Genomic DNA, 22,065 nt, shown 5'->3' on the forward strand with positions numbered 1-22,065 from the left:
ACTCACACGGCCAGCGCTGCCGATGACGTTGCCGCGCGACCCGGCTGGCTATCGTCCGCACGCGCTACATGACTCAACCATGGTCTGGAAGCAGACCAATTGCTACGTCGACCTGTGGATTGAGCTGCTGTCACAATGGGGTTTCGAGCCCCATGCCATGCTGTCCTTCACAGTCACGCAAGACTTTGAGGGGGACCAGTTCACCTTTTTCAAGGTGCCGTTGGAAGACTTAGAGCGGCTGTACGGGATTGTCGTGCAAGAGCACGCCATCTTCGAGCCACTGCCGTACCATATTGAGCAGCAGGTCCGACGCGGCAACGTGATGCTGGTCGAGGTGGACGCGTGGCATCTGCCCGACACCCGTGGCATCAGTTATCAACGCGAGCACACGAAGACGACCATCGGCATCGACGCGATCGACTTGCAAGCTGGCGAAATCGGCTATTTCCATAACGCTGGATACTATCGGGCCGCCGGTGACGACTATCGTGGGCTGTTCGACATCAGCTCCAGTACGTCGCTGGCGCCCTACGTCGAATGCGCGAAGCGGCGCTTCGAGCCGTTGCGCGGCCCGGCACTGCACGAAACCGCGCTCTCGCTGCTGACGCGGCACTTCAAACGCCGCCCCGCCAGTAGCCCGATCGCCGCGTTTCGGGCTGCGCTTGCCAAAGACGCTGCAGTCATCGCATCGCGCCCGATCTCGTACTTTCATTCGTATTCATTCAACACGTTGCGTCAACTCGGTGCGAACTTCGAGCTACTGGGCCGCTGCCTGCGATGGCTGGACGCACCCGATGCGAACGGTACCGACGGCAACGGGGCCTTTACCGCTTGCGTGGCCGCCTGCAACACGATCGCCTCCGAGGCGATGGTGCTCGAATTCCGGCTCGCCAGGGCTTGCGCGCGACGCAACGAGGACCGTTGCGAAAGTACGCTGGAAACCATCGAGCACGCGTACGGGTCGTTGATTGACGAACTGGGTGTGCGGTTGGGCGACAACGATGCACCGCCACGGCTGTGCCACGACTCGAACACGGCCCGCCCCGACGCCAGGTCCTCGTTGCAATGAATCCGCAGCCTGCCCCGGCCGGGCGCAGCACTGCCGGCCCCGGAACTGTTCATGGGCGCGCGGCTTCGCCTATGTGGCGCTTGTGCACTACCCCGGCCGACACCGCTACCCGACCAAGCGATCTGCCGCACGTGGATGCATCGCAGTGGATCGACGCGCCCGTGCCTGGGACCGTCGGCCAGGCACTCGCGGCCGCGAACCGGCTCACCCCGCTGGGTACAAGCCGGCTGGGTGAATACGACCACTGGTACCGGCTACCGCTGCGACGCGGCGGCGCCCGCCTGATACGGTTTGACGGGTTGGCGGGCATCGCGCAGGTCTGGCTGAACGACACTTTGCTGCTGCAGTCGACGAACATGTTCGTCTCGCAGCAGGTGCACATCGACCCGCTGCCCGAGGATAGCGCGTTGTATCTATGCTTTCGGTCACTGGCCCGCCACCTCGATACCATGCCCGCGCCCCGCCGCGCCCGCTGGCGCACGCGCCTGGTCGATGCGCCAGCACTGCGGGCGGTACGAATCTCGCTGTTCGGCCATATGCCAGGCTGGTTTCCGCGCATCGAGCCAATCGGCCCGTGGGGCGCCGTGGCCGTCATCAACGCTGACGCCGATACGGCCGCGCAGATCGTGCACCACAAGCTGAGCGCCTCGATCGAAGGCCGCGATGGAATCGTGGAGGCGACCATCACATTTGCCGCACCGGTTTCCGGCCATTTGGACGCGGTCCTGGACTGCGAGGGCCATCATGTACGCCTGCAACGCCACGACCGGTTCACGCTGCGCGCGCGGCTCACCGTGCCAAACGCCAAGCGATGGTGGCCGCACACGCATGGCGAACCAGCGCGCTACGCCGTCTCGCTGCACCTGGGCGACACGACCGTGGCCCTGGGATACGTCGGATTCCGTGCCATCGAGGTCACGCGCGGCCACGACGGCCAGGGCTTCGCGTTGTCCGTCAACGCGCTGCCGATCTTCGTGCGAGGCGCGTGCTGGAGCACCGCCGATCCGCTGGGGTTGCGCGTGTCCGCGCACGACTATCGCACGTGGTTAACGCTGGCCCGGGACGCCGGCTTCAACATGATCCGCGTCGGTGGCACCATGACGTACGAAGACGACGCGTTCTATGCGTCGTGCGACGAGCTGGGCCTGCTGGTCTGGCAAGACTTCATGTTCGCCAATTTCGACTATCCGTGCACCGCTCCTGATTTCGTCACATCGGTAAAGCTGGAAGCCAGCCAGTTTCTCGCGCGTACGGCAGGCAACCCTTCATTGGCCGTGCTATGCGGAGGCAGCGAAATCGCGCAGCAAGCGTCAATGGTCGGCCTGAGTGACGAGCAGCGCGATATGCCGTTGACTGCCAGCTTGCTCGCCGAGCTTGCCGCGACACATCGGGGCGACGTACCGTACGTATCGGACACGCCGTCCGGGCAGGTACTGCCATTTTATCCCCGCACGGGCATCTCGCATTACTACGGGGTCGGCGCCTATCTGCGGCCCTTGGACGATGCGCGCCGCGCAGCGGTCCGCTTCGCCAGCGAATGCCTAGCGTTTGCACACGTTCCCGCCGATGCAACGCTCGCCGCAATCGGCTCGCCGTCGGTGCACGAAATCGCGTGGAAAATGGCCGTGCCGCGCGATCCCGGCGCGCCATGGGATTTCGACGATGTGCGCGATCATTATTTGCGCGAGCTGTATGGGCAAGACCCGGCGCGGCTCAGGGGACAGGATCCGTCACGCTACCTCGAACTATCGCGAGCCGTGCTCGCCGACGTCGTATCCGAGATAATGGTGGAATGGCGCCGCACTGCGTCCAGCTGCACGGGCGCACTACTGTGGCAATTCCAGGACGTGATGCCAGGCGCCGGATGGGGCATCGTGGACGCGTTCCGGCGTCCCAAGTCGACCTGGTATGCACTCAAGCACGTGCTCCAACCGCAGCAAGTGTGCCTGTGTGACGAGGGGTTGAATGGACTGGACGTACACGTGTTCAACGACGGCCCCGCCCCGTTGCGGGGACGGCTGGAATTGGTCGCGTTGCGCGACGCCGTCGTGCCGGTCACACGGGCCCGTTGCGATCTTCATATCGAACCGCACGGTGCACTCCAGGTCAGCGCGGCGCAGTGCCTAGGGCGCTTCTTCGACTTCACCTACGCGTATCGGTTTGGCCCGCGCGAACATGACACGGTCATCGCATCGCTGTACGACCACGAGGAGCGGCTGCTCGCGCAATCGTTCTATTTCCCCGAACGTACCGCGCCGGCCGTCTTCGAACGCGACGATATCGGTTTGAACGCCTCGCTGGAACAGCGTGACGGCCAATGGTGGATCAATGTCGGCACGCGCGCGAGCGCGCGCTATGTGCAGATCACTGCGCCAGGTCTGCTGCCGAAGGACGACTGGTTCCATCTGGCGCCCGGCGCGAACGTGTCTATCCCGCTGCTGCCGGAATCGACACCCTTGCACTCCCCTCTTATGTCATTTTACTTGGGAACCCCGCATCTGGACACGCACGACGGCCCGGGAACGATTGAGATACGCGCCGTCAATTCCAACAAAGTCATTCGCTTGAGGAAACCATCGTGATACCAATTACATTCGATAATTGCGTCGGATGGCTGCACGAAGGACGCTCGTCACGAGGCGTCGTGCTGTGCGCCGCCGTCGGCCACGAAGGTCTGTGGACCCACAAGCTGATGCGTGCGCTAGCGCAGCGGCTGGCGCGCGAGGGCATCTGGGCGCTGCGGTTCGACTACCCCTGCTGCGGCGACTCGGCGGGCGACGACCTGGACAGCGGCCGGTTTGACAAAAGCATTGCCAGTATCGGCCGGGCTGTGCACGCACTGCGCGCCCATGCGCAGTTGACCGATGTGACGCTGGTCGGCCTGCGCACCGGTGCCGCCATGGCGCTATTGGCCTGCACGATGGATACACCTGCCGCCCTGCAGGTCGATGCACTCGTCGCACTGTCGCCCGTCGTGCGAGGGCGTGCCTATATGCGCGAAGTAGCCATGGTCGAGCGTCAATGGCTGGACACGACGCCGCCCGCAGTGCAGCAGGCCCATGCGAAAGAGCCCTGCCTGAGCGTGCTCGGGCATCGCTATCCTGCTGACTTCGTCGCCGCGTTGCGAGCAATTGACCTGTGCGCCGCCATCGGGGGCGCGGCTTCGCTACCACGCTCCGTACTGCTCATCGATACCGATCGTGGTGACAGTGCCGTGCTGCAAACGGCGTTGCAGGCGCGTGGCGTCCAGACCACCGTGCAGCCGTTTCCCGAGTCCGCCACGACATTGGTCGAAAGCATCCGCTCCCGACTGCCGCTCGCCACCATCGAAGCGAGCGTCGCATGGATCGCCACGCGGCAAATGCAGGATGCCCCCGTGGCGCAACCTATGCCAGAACCGGCCGCTTCGTTGCGTACGACGGGTGCGCACCTGGTGCTGCCCGACGCCACCGAGAGCACCGTACAGATCGGCGCCGCACCGCTGATCGGAACGCTGTGTCGGCCGGCCACCCCGATGCCGGGCCGCTCGGGCATGCCGGCGTTGCTGTTCGTCACGACCGCCTCCAATCCTCGCAGTGCCGATGCACGACTCGCGGTGCGTGTCGCGCGGCAACTCGCAGCCCACGGCATCGCCTCGTTGCGCGTGGACGTGAGCGGCGTCGGCGACAGTGGCGCCTGCGTGCTGGACGACCAATCCGTCGTCCCGTACTCTGACCAAGCCGTAACGGACGTGGTTGCGGCCGCGGACTGGCTCGTGGAACAGGGATACCGCGATGTCGTGGCGCTCGGTATCTGCTCGGGTGCGTATGCGTCGCTTCAGGCTGCATCGCGTTCGGCGGCCGTCACCGGGATGATCGTGATCAACTTGCCCCGGTTCATCTGGCCGGCCGGCTTGACGCTCGCAGACGCGATTGCTCAGCAGACCAATTCGGCACGCGGCTACCTCGCGTCAGCACGCAACCCGCAGAAGTGGAAAAGCCTATTGCGACGCCGGCGTGACCTGCGCCCCGTTGTCAAGGCGCTCGTACGGCTGACGGCCGCCAAGCTACGCGTGCCAGCAATGCGGCTGCTCGAACGGGCAGGTTGGCGCCCGCCGGCTCACTCCGAGCGCGGGGTGATGCACGCGTTGGCGCGCCGTGGTGTGAAGGCACTATTGGTCTATGGCGAGTTCGACCCGGGACTGGACGAACTGTCCCGTCACTTCGGGCCTGCTCACCGGGCATTTCGCAGGCAACGGCAGATCGACGTGCAAACCATCGCGCAACTCGATCACTCGGTGTATGGTACACAAGGCGCCGATGCGATCATTCAACTATGCATACACACGTTGATGCACTGGAGCGCCGAACCTTGCGGCATGAGCGGCTTGCATAGACCAGCGCCCGCTACCACCTCCCGTTCGGCGACTGCCTCAATGCATGTCCAATAGTTCGCGCAGTGGATCGGCACGAAGCAGCGCACATTGCTGGCTGCTTTCGCCTGATTCCAGCGAGTATCGGAGCATGCCAGCCATGGCACGGAAGTTCGTACAGAAGATTCTGGATAACCGCAGGGAAAGTGCTTGGCATTACATATGCCTAAGCCAGTAGTCGCGCGCGCTTCAAGCTCCTCCAGGCTGTCGAGATTGCCTCTTCATTGTCGCCCTCCGCGAGCAGGGCGTTTGCCTCGTGCCACGAATGAAGTACTCTGGCGGGTGTTGATTATGGGAATCTAACAACTCGGGTGGTATCCCAGTCCTTCGAGCGTCGTCTCTCCCATGCTGTCGTAAAGTAAACGCAGCGCGCGATAAATTTGCCGTGTCCATTAATAGCAAGTTAATTAGCTGCGTAGCATTATTTCAAGATTCAATACGTCGCATCCCTGCGGCATCCCACCGCTCCGCATTTCCGTATCAATGAACGGCAGCAGGATGCTTGTTTCAAACGCCTGTTAGATGCCGAGGTGTCCACATACAAGCCCCAGTCCGCGCTCTGCCGTTCATTTACCTCATTCAAACGGTTCCTGCGCTTGTCCATTCATCACATCGTGATTTAAGCAACCGTATAATTTTTCTTCAGCTATTGCGGTGCGATTTAGAGAAGATTAATATGCGCTCCTGGCGTCGTAAAACGTTTGTGGTGCAACGCAATTCGAGCCAGCACATTATTCTGTCCAGGCTGCAATTAATACCTACTCGCTGCGGTTAATCCATTGGACACAGTCAAAAATTCCGTCCAATGGTGGGAGAAGAATTGTTTTCCAGCCGCCGAGGAAAATTGGCATATTTAACCGGATTTTTTGCGAGCCAAGTCATTTTTACAGAACCGGGGTTGTTAGTCAGGAGCCGAAAATGTTGAGTCCACACGAATTCGCGACCCTCATGCTCATCAAGCACTCGCCAGACCAGATCGATCTGAGTCGCGCCGAACTTGGCACGCTGCTCGAGCGCCAACTCGTCGTATTACACGATCAGGCCTCCGGCGGCCGTTCGCCGCAGCTGACGCGAGTTGGCCAGTCGATCCTCGACGCATGCTCGCGTGTGCGATTTTCCGCGTAGTTCCGCCGGCCAAGCCATCCGAGCCCGCGTCCGCCTCTAACGTCCAACAAGCCTAGTCATGAGTCTCGTGATCACGGAACAACTTGCCGCTGCGCAAAAATCCGGTATCAATACGCTGTTCGGGTTAGCCGGCAAAGTTTTCGATGGTGTCGAAAAGGTGACGGAGTTGAACTCGCAGGCTTGGCGTACGACACTGCAACAGATTCAACAAGCCACGCGGCAGGCGTGGTCCGTCACCGGCGTGCGCGAATGGGTCACTCCCTCATCGGCACGCCAGGCAGCGCCCCCGTCCAAGCGGGCAGCGGCGCGCCTAGACGGCGGCGAGCGCAGTCGCATTAAGGATTCGAATGTTCCTGCCCTGCGTGTCGACCAGCCCTGCCCGGCTGAAGCCGGACAATATCCGGCTCACGGTTTCGAGTTTCAAACCCAGATAACTGCCCATCTCCGCCCGAGTCATCCTCAATTGAAACTCGTTCGGCGAATAACCCCGCACGGCGAAGCGCTTCGATAGGTTCAGCAAGAACGCCGCCACGCGTTCCGCGGCGTTCATCGTGCCCAGCCATACGTTAAGCCCGGATTCGCGCACGATCTCTCCACTGAGCATCCGGTGCAGATGCCGCTGCATCGCCGGCTGCCGATGACAGAACGCCTCGAGCCGAGCAAACGACACCGTACACACCAGGCTGTCTTCGAGCGCAACGGCATCCCAACGATGGCGGTCCGAACACACACCATCGAGGCCTAGCGCATCGCCCGGCAAGTAAAAGCCGGTAACCTGCTCGCGACCATCGCGCAGCACCATGACCGTCTTGAACGAGCCGGTCTTGATGGCAAAGATATTGCGAAATGGATCATCGCAACGATACAGCACGTCGCCACGGCGCACCAGACGCTTCATGCTGGCGACCTGATGAAACTGCTCGATGTCGTCGCTCGATAATTCCGGCGGCAAGCACAGATTGCGCAATGCACAGCCCGAGCAGCGCGACACGTCGCGCCGCATCGATTCGCCGCTGTTGACCGCGACATGCTCGTCGACGTGATGCACGCTGTGACAGTTCGCCACATTTGCGCGATGTGCAGCATCGGCAGGCGGCCCGGCATGGTGTTCAGCTATGGAGAGAATCATGGCGCAAATTATACCGATGCCGGCGGCATGAATCGCGCCCCGCGCCGTGAATGCGACCGCGTGACGCATACGGTTGCCGCCCGTCGCGGCGAAGCTCCCGATGCCACAAAGGAGTGGCGCTCCCGCTACCGAAGCGGCAATTCGACTTCGACGACCTCCGGATCGTCGCTGTGAAGCGCAAACCCACAGTCCCGCGCAAACAACAACATTCGCGAACTCAGCCTTGTCGTTGTCCGAATCAGTTCCCGCTCGCGCCACGCCATGAATAACCGGGCGCGTGTCCTACTGCGTGCACGCAATGAGCGCCATCTCCCGGCCGTAGTCGATTTGCACGTACCGTGCAAGCTGAGCATGTCTCAGACTGCGAATCGTAGCAGTTGCGCAGCGTACTGCGGCCGCAACGTGACGGGAACCTGAAGCGGCGCATCAGCCTGCGCCGCAGCCAACACGTTATCAGTCAGTATCCTTCTCCCGTGCGCGCACGAATGACCTGGTAGCGCACGTACCAGTCCGCCAGCGCGATCCGCGCCCGCGCCCGTGCGGCCTGCTCGCGCAGCAGCGTTGATGGTGCCTCATCCGGCACAAGCGCGTACGTGGGGCCCTGCCAGCGGAATGCGGCTGGCTCGCCGACCAGCGGCATCATCGCGCCGTCGCGGCTGAACATCGTCTTGAAGCCGATCACGGCAAATTGCTCGGTCTGCGGGGCGGGCGCAAACAAACTGTGCCCGAACGCCGGATAGCGCGCGTCGGACAACGCGAGATGATACAGTGTCGGAAAGAAATCTGCGTGCCCGGCGTATCGCTCCAGATCCGGCACGAAGCGGGGACGGTACGGCGGCGGCACACGGAAGAAACCCGGTACACGATACAGCTCCCGGCTCTGCTCCGGCCGCTGATACCGAAACAGCCCGCGCATGTTGTGATCGCCGGTTGCCGCGATAATAGTCTTGCTGCCGAACGGTGCGGCCTCGACCCGGCTGACGAACATGCCCAGTTGGTGAGTGGCATACTGATACGTCTGCACCATACGGCTACCCTTGTCGAAATCGGCCGCGAAATGCCGGCGCATGTCGCTCAAGTCCAGCGGCGGAGGTAAATAATGACTCGGCACGACGTGAGGGGGGCGGTTCGTCGTACTCATGACGAACAGGAGGATCTTCTGGCCCAGCGCGTCACGAGTGGCAAGCAAATCGAACGCGAATCGAAACAGGTACTCATCGTACACGCCCCAGATCGTGCGTTTTGCATCCGGGTACCTGCCAATGATGTCTGCCATGTCGTACACTTCGTCGAAGTTCTGACGCCGCATCGTACGCGACACTGATCGCCACGCACCGCTGCCGCCATAGACGAACACGGTTCGATAGCCCTTGGTCTTGAATGGCAGCGCGGCCGATGTCGAATACGTGACAAACCCCTGGTCACCTTGCGTCAGCGGCGAGACCGGCGAGTTGAGCAATAGCACCTCGAGCGCCGCGTGGCCGCCAAGCCGAGCGGGGAAAACATTGCGGAACAGGTAATCGCTTTGCAAGTGCTCTGCCATCACGCCCGCCAGGTCGGTGGAGGCCGTGCTGAATTCGAGCGGATGCGCGCCCCATGATTCCATCAGCGCGAAAACCACATGGGGTGGATGCGCGGCCAGAAATCGGTTCTCCGGAGTGCGGCGGAACACCACGCTTTCCAGATCCGGCGGCGCACCGGAGGCGGCGCCGACCGCGCGGGCCAGCTCATCGGTAGAGCGGAACCCATAGCGCGCCAATTGGCATGCGGGGTCTTCGTCGATTTTGGCTTGGCTGCGCCGGTCGGCATAGGCGTCGTATAGCGCCTGTGCTGCGTTGCGCACCGAGTCATTGATCCATGCACGCGTGGAAATCTCCGCCTCGCGCGAGCCGAGCGCAGCCTCGCCCAGGCCACCACGGGCCAAGCCGAGCAGTAATACGACCAGCACTGCGCCGTCCAGCACGCAACGCATGCGTTCGCGAGGCCGCGCTTGCCCGTTTCGATCGACACGCGCGCTCCCGGAAAGCCGCAGGATGACCCACATCTGCAAAGCGGTAACGAGAGCCATCAGTAGTGCACATCGCACGACCGGGTACTGACTTCGCGCCGCCACCAGTGTTCCCCACGGATCGGCACCCAGCAACCCAAACACCATCGGATTAAATGGGCTGCCATAGAAATCGTAGTAATAGAATTGGCAAGCGGAGCCGAGGTTCACGCACAGCAGTATCGCTGCGATGGACAGGCGCTGCAGCAGCCCGGCGGCACGCCTAAGGGGGCGCCACTTCGTCACCACAAAGACGGGCAGCAGCACCACCAGGATCGCGATCGACAGCACCCTTAAGTCAAATCGCCAACCCATCCACAGCGCGTGCAACGTCTCGGCGCCGTGGTCGAACACTTGTGCAGCGCCACCGTAGTAAAATAGATAAGCAGTACGAAATGCCTCAAAGCTGACGCTGCCTGCTATCAGCACGAGGAGCGCGGATCTGGCAAATCTCAACGAGCGCATAATATTTGCCCAGCTTGACCGTTCAGGCCGTGTGACGCACGCGCTGCATGGCAAAATACTCGCTCGCCTCGTCCCACGACAACTCCGGTCCAAAATATAGGCCTTGAAAGAAATCGATATCCAGCGTTCTGGCGATTTCCAACTGGTTCTGCGTCTCGATGCCTGCCGCGATGACTTTCAAACCGAGTTTCCGACACAGATCGCACGCGCCGGCGAGAACGACGCGCCCTCGGGCGCAATCCAATCCGCAAATAAGGTCCTTATCCAGTTTTACCGAGTCGAAATGCGTGCCGGCAAATCGCTGGTAGTTCGTATAGCCGACGCCGAAGTCATTAATAATCACTCTTGCACCGCTGTCACGCAAGCGCCCAACACAACTCAGTGTGCTGTCCTTGGCAAGCGACACACCCGCACCGAGTTCTATCTCGACATTCAAGTAGCGCAACGCCTTGATCACTTCGTCAAATGCCGGACCGCATGCCATCGTATCCGAATGAAGCTTGATCGAGACAGCCGGGTACATCTCGCGCTGCGCCCATCGACCAATGGCCCGCTCGACTTCTTCACAGAGCCACACATCCACTGGGCTGACGATACCAGCGCGCTCCAGGCAACCGAGGAAGCTGTCCGTTCCGGCACGCCCGAACGTACCTTTGAGGCGGGCCAGAGCCTCGAATCCGACGCACTGCAAGTTCGACGCGGCGATCTTAGGTACATAGCGCACATCCAAGCCATCGCGGGCGATGAGATCGATCACGCGGCTGGCATCGATCCATGCTGCTTCAGCCAACGCCTTGGAACGCCTGGTGTAGATATCCAGCTCCCTGCGCAGGCTGCTTTGCATATCCATGATCATCCGTTCACCCGTGACTCGGGTAAGCCGCCTCCATAATACAGCGTCGCCCGTCGCGGCCGCGCTCATCCGTTGGTTGCGTCGCGCGCTGCGCGTCTGACCGCGCGCAAGACGATCAGGGTTGATCCATGCGCCTGCGGGCGGCGTTTCGGTAAGACGTCGGCGACGTGAACATGCGCTTACGGAACAATGTCGCCAGCCGCACACCGCTGCCCAAGCCGGTACGGCGGGCAATTTTGTCGACCGGTAAGTCTGAGCGGACTAGCAATTCGCATGCCTTTTCCAAGCGGCAACGGAGCAGGAACTCCGACGGCGTAATACCCATTTCTAGCTTGAAACGGCGCAGGAAATTACGCTCGCTCATGGCGGCTGCCCGTGCTGCATCTGAAATCGATAAGGCGCGCTCGCATCCAGACTGCAACCGACGCGCCGCGGCGCGAATCGTGTCGCTGACTGCCGCGGTCGGATGCCCCATCCATTCGATAACGCGGCGCGCACAACGGGGCATCAGAAACTCAGCTACGTCCCGGACAACCTCTTGGCTGTAATCGCGCGAAACCAGCGACATCGCAGTAAAGAAGCCATCGTTAGATCGATAGCAGTCCGAAACACAACCGGACGCAGGCCCCGGCTTTGGCGAGGAGCGAATACGCCGCAGACTTTGCTCAGGCCAAGCAGGCACGCCGGCTGCTTCCAACACCATTGAGCCCTCGCCCACTGCACACACGGTCCGTGTGGACGGACCGATTTTACGCAACCAGCCGACCAGCCCGAAATCCTCAGACGCCGCGCGAGCGCCTGGGCCGCCGGCAATGAGCACCGTATCCGTGGAAGCGCCGAAATAGCGAGCGTCTAGCCCATCCGTCCACACACGAATGCCGGAGGTCGAGGCCATCACGCCGCCACGCGTGGACATCAGCCTGACCACGTAGCGGTTGCGCCATTCACTGCTGCGCTCCAGCACCCGGTTAGCGACGCTAAGCACATCCGCCACGGCAGCGACGTCCGCCAGCGAGAATGACTCGTAGAGAAAGATCACGACGACCCGGTCGGTTGAGGCTTTGGCTACCCCGACGTCGCCCCTGACTTCCTCCAATAACTCTGTATGTCTTAAGTATCCCATATGGCCTGTCAAAACTATCTTTGGCAAGAGCCAATGCATCAACATGCATCGTAAGCTTCATTGCCGGTTTTCGAACGTTGCGCGTCGGATGAACGAAAACTAATGGCGGGTATCCGCTAATTTGCTTTCATCTTTCGGCAAGCACCCCTGGCATTGGGCCGGCGCCATAGCGGGCTGCCACGACATGCCCACAGACCCAGACTCGCGCGGTTGCCTGTGCTGCGATTCGGCTCCGTCGCCGCGTCAAGCACGCGCCGGATGGGGGAAGCCTCATCGATCCGGACCGCACGCGACGTCGTGTTACAAGCCATCGACCGCTCCATCACCACTGAAAACCGCCTGCCGCGACCGCTCCGAAGTAACCTCGTCCATTGGCACTTGCGGCAAGTTTCATCACCCAACGGTTATCCGACGTCACGTGCGATACGCCCAATGCCATGCCTGGCCTACCGCGGTACGACGCACTGGATACTGTCGCGATGCTTCGTCCAGCAGAAGTGGGTTGTGGCAATCCGGCGACGGCCATCGCCGACGCGATGCCGGCGGACGCGTCGCCATCAACGCGGGCAACAGCCTCATCCAACTGCCCCTTATTGACTGCGTCGGTGGAATGAGTGCCACGCGCGACGTTGACGATTTTGCGTTCGCTACCTGGCGCCCCGACGGACATGCGAGCGTCATCGATGCTAATGCCCGGAGGCAACCTCAACGGCGTTGTTGAGATAATCTCGGCGACCAATGAGTGCAGCCATTCGGGATGTAGGGCATAATTAAGTGATTCACCGCCGGACATCGATCCGCTCGGCACAGGCTGATCCGAGTCCGGATGTCCAGCCTCGACTAAACCTGTGGGGGAAGGTGTATTGATAACAACGCTGCCGTCTTCAGCAGGAGCCAGTTGTGCAGCAGCAATGCTCGCCTTTGCTTTCTCGCGCTTGAGCAAATGCGCGTAGACGTTCTTCATGTGCGTTTCAGCGGCGAACCGCTGACTGATCGCCGCCGAGTTTTCGTTGGCCGCTTCCCACTGCGATATCGCCTTATCGACCAGTTCATGGACCTCCTCCAACATGGATGCACGCTCTCCCGCGTGGGGCAGCTGCACAGGACGAACATACAGAGGCAACGGGGAGTTCGGCTCCATCATCTTAGGAGCAGGCATTACAAGGGCTGCCGCACCTTCCTCAATCAGCGCCCGAATTTGACGACCCATCCCGTCTAGGCGCGAAACTAGCTCAGGGCTGATCTGATGCTGCGGACTTTGCTGACTTTTGCGGGTAACAAGTCGCTCCCCATTTCCATTGTTGCCTTCAATGCCAGGACTGGTCAAGTCACGCTGGCTACGGGAATCCAAGCGCCGTGGAAGCGGCGACACTACTGGAGATAACAAGTCAACAGTGTAATGGTCTACGACGTTTCTCGCAGCGCTTGAAAAGGCAGGATCGAACGGGCTGACGCCATTATTAACATAAACATTATCCGCCGCCGCTACCGCTTGTGAGAGCGCTATTCCCACAGCAATACCAAGCATGCGCAAGTTACCCGATGCTCTAAATAGGGGGTAATTCGAGCGACACTGGAACGCGATCTGTTGCATCAACGTTGGCCTTTCATAACCGAGTCCTCTCGTAAATCCGCTCATTTGACTCCCCTTGTAGGCGCTTGACCTCGGAACGGGATGTAAGCGGAATGTATGTCTACGCACTTCCGAATGCAATCGGACAAGAATATTCGTGCGGAAATCAAAAGGGATATGTCGGCTAGGCCATATGCAACTCGTTGAGCAATTTCACAATTTGCCAATAAATCGGGCACGCTCATTAAATTATTCCGCTCACAAAGGCCATATAAGTCGCATCCAGCCAGCAACATATCGCCAATGCCACGCCAGGCAAATGCGATTAGACATCGACTGTTACGGCACGGATCGACCGGTGTATCACGGCGGCTGACGCACCTCCGGAGTCGTTGCATAGCACACGCCTCCCGCAGGAAGGCGCAGCTACGCGAAAGCCGCGTGGTCGCGGCGGTCGGGCCACGCGTTAGTACATTCGCGCTCCGCGCTGACGATGCAGTTGAAAATCGGCTGCAGGCAAAGAATGCAAACGCACCACGATGACAGTGTCGAGGAGCAGAAGCTTATTCGACAATCGCGGACCACCATGGCGGTTATGCGAAGCCGTCGACCCAGTCAACGAACCGCGCAACGGCCTACGCTCGTTCCTGACGCGCAATCACCGGATGACGCGTCACCGCTGAAGCCACGCCATGATCCAAGTCTTACCCACTCTCCCAATAAATCGTTATCCTTATTAAATCCATTTCATTAGTATTTCTTATAAATATTCAGAAGCACAATACGATATAGGGTTAAGCAACGAAGGTATAAGACAACGGATGGCCCGCGGTGATCAAACCACACGCCTATCAGCACGAAACGCTCGACGATCAGGCAACCCAACCACATGCAATCCGTTACGCACGCAGCCAGACGCGGAGTCGGCCTGGCTCGAGCATCTATTTCCGATATCCATCCATGAGTTCGCACGTATGGCCGGTGCGTTGCGTCTGTCGACATACCATCGACAGGGTCGTCGGCACGTGATCGGCGACACGTCAAGTCTGATAACACACTGCGACATCGTCATGAATGCGCTATCGTCCGTTCGCCGCGCCTCCTACCTAAACTGCAGCGACAAGACAGTTGGCGCGCTGCTGCGGCTCTTCGCCTTGGGCATGGCCAGTGTGCCATCCGAAGATCTCGACGACCTACTGCTGGCGTTGCGCGTGCTCAAGCCATCGTCAACCCACGTCGACTTCAGCGAAGCGAATCTGCGTGTGCGGCAGTCGGACTGGATCGGTGCGCTGCGCGTGCTCAAGTCGATAGAGGCACGGCATCAAGGCGGCGCGGCCTGTGCTGCCCTGATCGCGTGTTGCCTTTATCACCTGCGGGACACTGAATGGCGGCGCTATGTCGAGCTGGTGTTAGAAGACGGCAATCCAGTCGCCCTGTCCGTGGTCGCCACCTTTCTTCGGCTCAATATGCGCCCGGGGGGCAACACCTCGGGCGTGGACAGCGACGCTCACGAGCATATGCGCGCACAAATCGAGCATGCGGTGGCGTGTGCACGCTGAATACCGGTTACCGTACTAGCGAGGCGCACCGCCGCACCGTCACGACCCCGATGAGAACCGGCGACAGTCGGACGGATTGACATGCAAACGGCGCAGAAACGCGCGAGCCGGGGTCACACCGGTGCTACGACGATAGTGCGGCATCCGCATCGGCGCTCCGCCGGGCACAATCAGCATATCGTGCCGACCTGCCGCCCGCCTAGGCGCTGACACACTATTGCGATGATAGGCGGCTTGAGATCGACAACCTACCTGCCGAGCGTGCCCTGCGCGGAGTGGCCATTGGCCGCCGACTACATCCGAGACGGATGCTGAGCTGGGCTGAGCTGGGCTGAGCTGGGCTGAGCTGGGCTGAGCTGGGCTGAGCTGGGCTGAGCTGGGCTGAGCTGGGCTGAGCTGGGCTGGGCTGGGCTGGGCTGGGCTAGTAACTAGAATAGGCCGGTCATACAACTCCAACTCCGCTTCGGTCGGTCAGGTTACACCAGCGTCTCTGTTATCGTCCTTCGGCCAATCTACCCGTTACGCCAGTCGGCTTAGAGTCGCTAACGCAACCTGGACGTCAGGCCGTAAGGCGCGTATTCTAAGGTCATGGCAAGACGCAAAATCAGCAATGAATTATGGGCGGTGCTGGAGCCGTTGATTCCAGCGTTCACGCCCTCACCTAAAGGCGGGCGTCGGCGCACTGTTGACGACCGGGCGGCATTGAACGGTATTCTGTATGTCCTGCATACAGGCGTTCCATGGGAAGACTTGCCGCAGGAGCTCGGCTTTGGCAGCGGCATGACATGCTGGCGCCGATTGCGCGACTGGCAGGCCGCAGGCGTGTGGAGCAGGCTGCATCTGGCGATGCTTTGCCGGTTGCGTGAACATGACCAGATTGATTGGGAGCGAGCGAGCCTGGATGCGGCCAGCATTGCCAGCCCCCGGGGGGCCAGGAAACCGGCCCCAACCCGACGGACCGGGGCAAACTCGGGAGCAAAAGGCATCTGGTCGTAGATGCCCGAGGCGTTCCCTTGGCGATCACAGTCACGGGTGCCAACCGGCATGATTCGATGGCCTTCGAGCGCACCCTCGATACCCTCCCAGCCGTGCCGGGCTTGAGCGGTTCGCCGCGCAAACGCCCGGGCAAACTGCATGCGGACAAGGGCTACGACTTTGTCCGCTGCCGGCGCTATTTGAAACAACGCGCAATCACTGCACGTATCGCCCGGCGCGGCGTAGAAAAGCACGAGCGGCTTGGACGGCATCGCTGGGTAGTCGAGCGCACGCACGCCTGGTTTGCCGGTTTTGGTAAGCTGCGCGTCCGCTTCGAGCGGCGTCTGGACATTCATATCGCCTTGCTCTGCTTGGCCGCTGCCGTGATCTGTTCGCGCTTCGTGGACGACTTGTGTTAGCGACTCTTAATCTATTCTTGCTGGCACGATGACGCGAACCCAGCGCCCTGAGTCCGCGGCCGTGCCTCGCAAGTAATCCATTCTTGTCGACGACAGGGCACGTCAATATGACGCCGCTTTACGCAGTATGAGCACAAAGCAAATTAGCTTGTACTATTTCAATATCAGAATATCAGCTTTCCAGGTGTCGCAATAAAGAATAATGGTTCCAATAGTGCAATACCTATGCCGACGCGTACCTGCGGTAAGTGGCAGATTTAAGGTACCAGCAATATATCGCTTACTGAAATATCACAATTCCCTTTCAAAATCCATACACATCAATTTAGCGCAGGCTACCCGTAAAACAGCCATCCGCTGTAGCAGCCACCACACTACCGCTACGCTGGGCTTACCGGCTGCATGGACTCGGAGACGCTCTGCACAGCGGTATCCGATAATACAAACAGTCGCGCCGAGTCTACAAATCTCAAAAATCTGATCCTGGCTCACAAGACAAATATTGGACAGTGCTATCGACAACTCACCTACGCTGCGGATAAAGCAATGCGCGTTCGCTTGTTTGAAACAACGCGTTACATAGTTGGCACTCGTATTGCCGTACAGTTGGAATGTCGCATCCCTGTCCGCTCCCTGACATAGCGCCAGTCGCGAAAAGCGGTTCAATTAAGAATCTACTGGAGAAGAAATGGGAATTGCCATTCTTACCGGAAATAGAGTTTTATTTCAGTTTATCGAAGCGTGCTTCAAGGCCGACGACGAGCCATGCCAGCAGTTCGTCGACGATGTGGCGCTCGCCCGTGCAGTCTATCGTGAGGAATTTCAAGCCATCCTGGTCGATTCAGCCATTGGAATTCACCCTTTGCGGCCATTCCTCGCGCGCCGGGCCTGCTATGCGGACCGTCGCGCGCCCTTGATCGTCATCGGGGCCCTCGAGGACCGGGCGAGTATCGTGCACGTGCTGGATGCCGGCGCGGATGATGTTGTGCTCACACCCATCGATCCACGAGAATTGTTGCTGCGGGTGCATCTGGCGATCCGACGCTTCAATGTCACCCGTCGTACAGACCATGCCGGCGTGATCGAGTGCGGCCCTTATCGTCTCGATCCGAATACGTGCATTGTCCGCGTCAACGGCGATGCGGTGCGGCTGACGCCGCGAGAGTTCGCGATTGCCTGGCTGCTATTTTCACACTACGGGGAATATGTCAGCCGTCGGCAAATCGCTGGTGCGGTGTGGAGCAGTTCCGAGGACATCGTAGGCCGAACATTGGAGCAGCATATTTACAAGCTGCGCAAAAAGCTGGAACTACATGGCACGCATGGCCTGCGTCTGCGCACCATGTATGCACATGGCTATCGGGTCGAAGCCACTGAGGCCGATACCGCGACGTCGGCGATGATGGACAGCCCCCTCGAGACTCCGCTTGCCACGGCCCACAGGTCGCTCGGCGACGAAAAGGTTTTACGTCGCCACGACGACGTCAATCCGACGGTGGAATGCGTGCTCGACGCCAGGCACGAATGGCAGTGCCCGGCGTCCGTAGCACCGATCCTAGAACTCAATGATGCGCGGTGACAACAGGAAGATTCTTTCCATATGACTGCGTTGGTCACTACGATATCTGAACAAGCCGCCGATCAGCGGAATCTTGGACAACAGCGGTATCCCCGTTTCGAGATTGGACGAGGAGTCTGTTCGGTATCCCGCTATCAGCAAGCTTTCATTCTGCCCTACAAACGCTTCGGTATTGATCGTACTAGTCGTGACAACAGGGATATTATCTACCAACTGATTAGTCACTTGCCCGTCCTCGATGTGAACTTCCAGCTTGATCTGCGTGCGCCCATCCTCTTCCACGACCAGGGGCCGAACACGCAATGACACGCCCGTTGACACACTGTACAAGTCTGCCGACGTGTAACCGGCCACGCGCACGAAGAAGCGTGTCTTGTGATCCATGACGGCTTCCGCGTTGCTCAATGTCGCGACCTTCGGGCTTGCGTCGATACGCGCGAGATTGGCACTCTGCAGCGCGTCCACCCGCGCCAGCAGGTAGCGTCCGGCATTACCCAGCACAGCCGTCAGAGACGCGCCAAGAGGCGCGGTACTAATAACGGTCGTGCCGTCGCTGCTTTTGGACGTAAATGTAGGATTGAGGGTACCGTCGTATGACGAGGGACTGTGCAAACCATTGCCGGTCTGCAAATCGATATGACTGTTGTGTGCCCGCCAGTCCACCCCAATCTGCTTGAGCGCGTCATCGTCGACTTCGATGATGTGAGCCTCGATTTCCACCAGCCGTGGTTTGACATCAAGCGCATCAATCAGCGACTGGTATTGTGCCAGGCGCTCCGGTAAATCGCGGATCAGCACCGAATTGGTGCGTTCGTCCGCCTGGATGACGGGCAGTGACGCGGTATCGGCGGCCGGCCCCAAATCACCGGAGAAGCCAGCCGTGTAGCGTGCGGCGCCGCCGCCATAATCGCCTGCGCCTTGCCCCGGCAGCCCGGCCATGCTCCCGCCCATGGTACGGCCACCTGAGCCGATCCCGCCCAGCAGCCCAGCCAGTCCTGGCGACACAGTACCCGCGGGCATGTTATCCGGCAAGGGCGGCATCAACACCGTGGAACCGTTCGGTCCGCCGCCGGCTGCCGTACCGCCAAGATTGCCGCCAGCGTCGGCCATTGGATCGACACGCCGCATGTAAGCCTTCGCGAAGCCGCTCTGCGAGCCGTTTTCCGATCCGCCCAGCGCCGCCTTGCTCTCAGGGTGGTATAGCGCTGACAACACACTGGCTACGCCAGCAACAACATAGCGCTGTCCGTCGACGTCCACATTATGGTCAGCGGCCCAGGCGTGCTTGAGTGAAAAAACGCGTACCTGCGAACCGGCTTGCCGGGCCACGGCCGCGTCGACTCGCCGCGCAACCTCGGCGATCAGCTGGACGTACTGCGGCGGCCCGTTAACGAGTACCGTATTGCGGGTATCGTCGTAGGACAACGGAAAGGCCGGATTGGTGATCCGCAGTCTGTCGAGTGCCGCCTTCAAGTCGTCGATGGTTGCGTGCTGCAACTGGACGACCTGCCGTGTCACGCCGCTCGAATCGCTGATTGACAACACCGTTCCGTCGTAGAACCAGACGAAGCCAAAGGTCGATGCCAAGGTCTCGAGGAATCGTTGCGGTGGCATGTCGAAACGGCCCGTGACCTTACCGTGAACATCGCCGGATATCGTCGCGGGCACACCCTGGCTGGACGCCAAGTCTCGCAGGACATCCTTGATATCCTTGCCCTCTACGGACACATGGACCATTCGGCTATGCCAGCGTATCGGTATGTCATCGGCGAAGACCGGCGTGGCGGCCAAAGCAAGCGATGCAATGCATGCCGCACAGACCAGCTTCTTGCGCATTGTGCCCGCGCCTGCTGAAACCACACCCCGAGTTGACTGCATCCAGTTCATTGTTGTCATCGATTTACGCGTTGTCAAGGTTGCATGGATCCTTCACCAACGGTCGGACACGCAAGACGATTAACGGGTATTCGTCTACCGGTCGAGCGTCTCCGACGGCGCTTCCTGAAATTCTTTCCGATACCCGCTCACCAACGTCGACCGGTTCTGCACGCCCCACTTGTTCGCGATGCGCAGCACGCTGCGTTCACTCTCCAGCGAGTCACTCAACAGCTCCGCCCGGATGCGCTCCATGCGCTGGCGTCGAATCAATTCGGTTGGAGACAATCCGAGGAAGTTCTTGAAAGCACTTTGCAAGGCCCGTTCGGTCACGCCAACCTCCGCGGCGATCTCGCGCACCGATAGGTCATGCCGATTCAGGTTCTCCTGCATGTATCGGTACGCTCGCCGGTACTTGGCCGGCAGCCGCGCGCTGATGTCGTCCAGCTGGCCCGTCTGGGGCGTCGCACGGCTGGAGAACGACACCAACGCCTGGGAGTCATCCCGCAGGCATTGCGTTGAGACAACCGCATAGCGCGTGTAGTACTGCATCGACTCGTTGACCTTACCCTGGCTTTGCCTGATCTTGGCAAGGCAATAGAGATAGTCGATTTGCCGGCGTCCGGTACTGGAAACGTAATCGACGCGGTTCAGCGACTCCACCACCGACTCGGCCAGCTGGGGCGCGCCTGCGTGCAACGCCGCCAATCCGATCTCGATCCGAGTTGATCGCCCATACTCGGACAATCCGTTACGCGACGCCCAGTCCAAGTGTTGCTGGATGTTCATCATTGCGTCGCGCACGCCGTGCGACAACAGCCGCAAATGACGCAAGTATATGATTCGTTGCTTAAGCAACGGCATCTGGACACGCTGCGCATCGGTCTCCAAAGCTTCGATCAACGCACCGGAGTCACGGCTGCCAAGCGATCGTTCGTCACCAGCACCAGACAGCCAGTAGGCGTGGTCACCAAGCTGGGACGATAATCTCAACTCGCGCTGCACCGCGATATCCAGACGCAGCGTCAGCACAACCTCCTGCCAGCGTTCCGCCACCTCGGGCGGCGCCTCCTCGGTAAGCTCGATCAACTGCTTGATCGCATCGCGCAGGAAGCGGCCCTGCCCGAGTTCGTGCAATGTGCACACCAGACCGAACTGAGCCTCCAGGCGCTGCAACGGACCCAGCTCCGCGTCGTCGACCAGGCGGACAAAGCAAGACAGCGCCGTCGCCAGCCTGCAGCGGAACAGCGCCTGCCAGCCGGCATTGCGACAAGAGGCGGCCCGGACTGCATGAGCACACTCTCGCACCGCGCGCTGCGCGCGCCGATACGACGTTTCTGCCTCGTCATCGATACCCAGCGTCATTTGCATATCGGCGTGCAGTTGCAGCAGCCCGGCGACCTGTTGGTCCTCGCGCTCATCCTCGCCCCACCGGCTTGCCTGGCCACCTGCGGCGGTGAGATTCGCTTCGACCAACTTGTTCATGAATTCGGCTGGCACGTCTTTCGACGACAGGGCTGCAGCCAACGGGAAATACGGTGTTATGAGCATCGTGAGACTCCAATATGCGCGCGCCTCATGGCCTGACGCACGACGTCATTACAAGCGCCCTTGCGGGTCTGACATATCGGAATCTAGTCGAACCATCCTGCAACATTTTCAACAAATCTGACCAAACTGCGATATTTTGAGGACTGTTGAAATTCTTCCGCGCAATTAGGAACGCGACACCGGCACAGAGCATATCGGAACCGCCGCTGGTGGGATGTAGACAGCAGCCCATTACTACGCCTGGTCATTCATCGTTTCGCATGCCGTCAAGCGGCCGCGGCCCGATAGCGTTGTACTTCGGTTCTTTCCAGC

The 22,065-nt window shown here is 60.3% G+C and carries 15 protein-coding genes and 2 pseudogenes; 10 read left to right on the plus strand and 7 right to left on the minus strand.

The genetic code is table 11. The annotated features are described in order from the left end of the window. The first annotated feature begins 22 nt into the window (after positions 1-22). From RA167_RS15020 to RA167_RS15755, 5 genes and pseudogenes are all read left to right on the plus strand, one after another. Positions 23-1,069 (plus strand): DUF1839 family protein, encoded by a 1,047-nt coding sequence (locus RA167_RS15020; protein WP_237574308.1) that lies wholly within the window; start codon positions 23-25, stop codon positions 1,067-1,069. Positions 1,070-1,140: 71 nt separating this feature from the next. Beyond that, the gene (locus RA167_RS15025) at positions 1,141-3,651 is read left to right on the plus strand and encodes a glycosyl hydrolase 2 galactose-binding domain-containing protein (RefSeq protein ID WP_076788428.1); all 2,511 of its coding nucleotides are present in this window, start codon (positions 1,141-1,143) and stop codon (positions 3,649-3,651) included. Then, positions 3,648-5,498 carry an alpha/beta fold hydrolase gene (locus RA167_RS15030; RefSeq protein WP_076788430.1) on the plus strand — a complete coding sequence of 617 codons (1,851 nt, stop codon included), beginning with the start codon at positions 3,648-3,650 and terminating at the stop codon, positions 5,496-5,498. Before RA167_RS15025 ends, RA167_RS15030 begins: the two co-directional genes overlap by 4 nt. 900 nt (positions 5,499-6,398) lie before the next feature. Continuing rightward, complete coding sequence (locus tag RA167_RS15035; protein ID WP_076788431.1) at positions 6,399-6,605, plus strand: hypothetical protein; 207 nt, start codon at positions 6,399-6,401, stop codon at positions 6,603-6,605. Between the two features lie 58 nt (positions 6,606-6,663). Beyond that, positions 6,664-6,801 (plus strand): annotated as a pseudogene (locus RA167_RS15755) (phasin family protein); the annotation flags it as partial. A gap of 114 nt (positions 6,802-6,915) precedes the next feature. Here RA167_RS15755 and RA167_RS15040 read toward each other — a convergent pair. Beyond that, a complete protein-coding gene (locus tag RA167_RS15040) occupies positions 6,916-7,653 on the minus strand; it encodes a helix-turn-helix domain-containing protein (protein ID WP_286133151.1) in 738 nt (245 codons plus the stop codon). On the opposite strand from RA167_RS15040, the gene RA167_RS15045 reads away from it, so the two are divergent. Further along, complete coding sequence (locus tag RA167_RS15045; protein WP_286133152.1) at positions 7,633-7,908, plus strand: hypothetical protein; 276 nt, start codon at positions 7,633-7,635, stop codon at positions 7,906-7,908. The two genes, RA167_RS15040 and RA167_RS15045, sit on opposite strands and share 21 nt — an antisense overlap. 283 nt (positions 7,909-8,191) lie before the next feature. Here RA167_RS15045 and RA167_RS15050 read toward each other — a convergent pair whose 3' ends face one another. From RA167_RS15050 to RA167_RS15065, 4 genes are all read right to left on the minus strand, one after another. Further along, the gene (locus RA167_RS15050; protein WP_237574300.1) at positions 8,192-10,246 is read right to left on the minus strand and encodes an LTA synthase family protein; all 2,055 of its coding nucleotides are present in this window, start codon (positions 10,244-10,246) and stop codon (positions 8,192-8,194) included. 22 nt (positions 10,247-10,268) lie between these two features. After that, entirely contained in the window at positions 10,269-11,168 is a 900-nt protein-coding gene (locus tag RA167_RS15055) for an EAL domain-containing protein (protein WP_076788436.1), read from the minus strand. 46 nt (positions 11,169-11,214) lie between these two features. Beyond that, entirely contained in the window at positions 11,215-12,222 is a 1,008-nt protein-coding gene (locus RA167_RS15060) for a GlxA family transcriptional regulator (protein WP_076788709.1), read from the minus strand. 322 nt (positions 12,223-12,544) lie between these two features. Beyond that, complete coding sequence (locus RA167_RS15065) at positions 12,545-13,816, minus strand: YadA family autotransporter adhesin (RefSeq protein ID WP_175972490.1); 1,272 nt, start codon at positions 13,814-13,816, stop codon at positions 12,545-12,547. 953 nt (positions 13,817-14,769) lie between these two features. On the opposite strand from RA167_RS15065, the gene RA167_RS15070 reads away from it, so the two are divergent. The 4 genes and pseudogenes from RA167_RS15070 to RA167_RS15085 all read left to right on the plus strand — a co-directional run bounded on the left by RA167_RS15070 (position 14,770) and on the right by RA167_RS15085 (position 18,327). Further along, the gene (locus RA167_RS15070) at positions 14,770-15,354 is read left to right on the plus strand and encodes an HrpB1 family type III secretion system apparatus protein (RefSeq protein ID WP_076788439.1); all 585 of its coding nucleotides are present in this window, start codon (positions 14,770-14,772) and stop codon (positions 15,352-15,354) included. 203 nt (positions 15,355-15,557) lie between these two features. Next, positions 15,558-15,647 (plus strand): annotated as a pseudogene (locus tag RA167_RS15075) (IS66 family transposase); the annotation flags it as partial. Between the two features lie 295 nt (positions 15,648-15,942). After that, positions 15,943-16,748, plus strand: a protein-coding gene (locus RA167_RS15080) for an IS5 family transposase (protein ID WP_139337212.1) whose coding sequence is annotated in 2 segments (ribosomal slippage) — positions 15,943-16,273 and positions 16,273-16,748 — 807 coding nt in all. Because the reading frame shifts where the segments join, the coding sequence is not laid out codon by codon here. Positions 16,749-17,436: 688 nt separating this feature from the next. Continuing rightward, positions 17,437-18,327, plus strand: a complete 891-nt coding sequence (locus RA167_RS15085; RefSeq protein ID WP_076788440.1) for a response regulator transcription factor — start codon at positions 17,437-17,439, stop codon at positions 18,325-18,327. Here RA167_RS15085 and sctC read toward each other — a convergent pair. Continuing rightward, complete coding sequence (gene sctC, locus RA167_RS15090) at positions 18,304-20,214, minus strand: type III secretion system outer membrane ring subunit SctC (RefSeq protein ID WP_370643044.1); 1,911 nt, start codon at positions 20,212-20,214, stop codon at positions 18,304-18,306. The genes RA167_RS15085 and sctC overlap by 24 nt on opposite strands. Positions 20,215-20,298: 84 nt before the next feature. Further along, on the minus strand, positions 20,299-21,753 hold the full coding sequence (locus RA167_RS15095) for a helix-turn-helix transcriptional regulator (RefSeq protein WP_076788443.1): 1,455 nt from the start codon (positions 21,751-21,753) through the stop codon (positions 20,299-20,301). Positions 21,754-22,065: the final 312 nt, after the last annotated feature.

The organism is Mycetohabitans endofungorum, assembly GCF_037477895.1.
Lineage (GTDB): Bacteria > Pseudomonadota > Gammaproteobacteria > Burkholderiales > Burkholderiaceae > Mycetohabitans.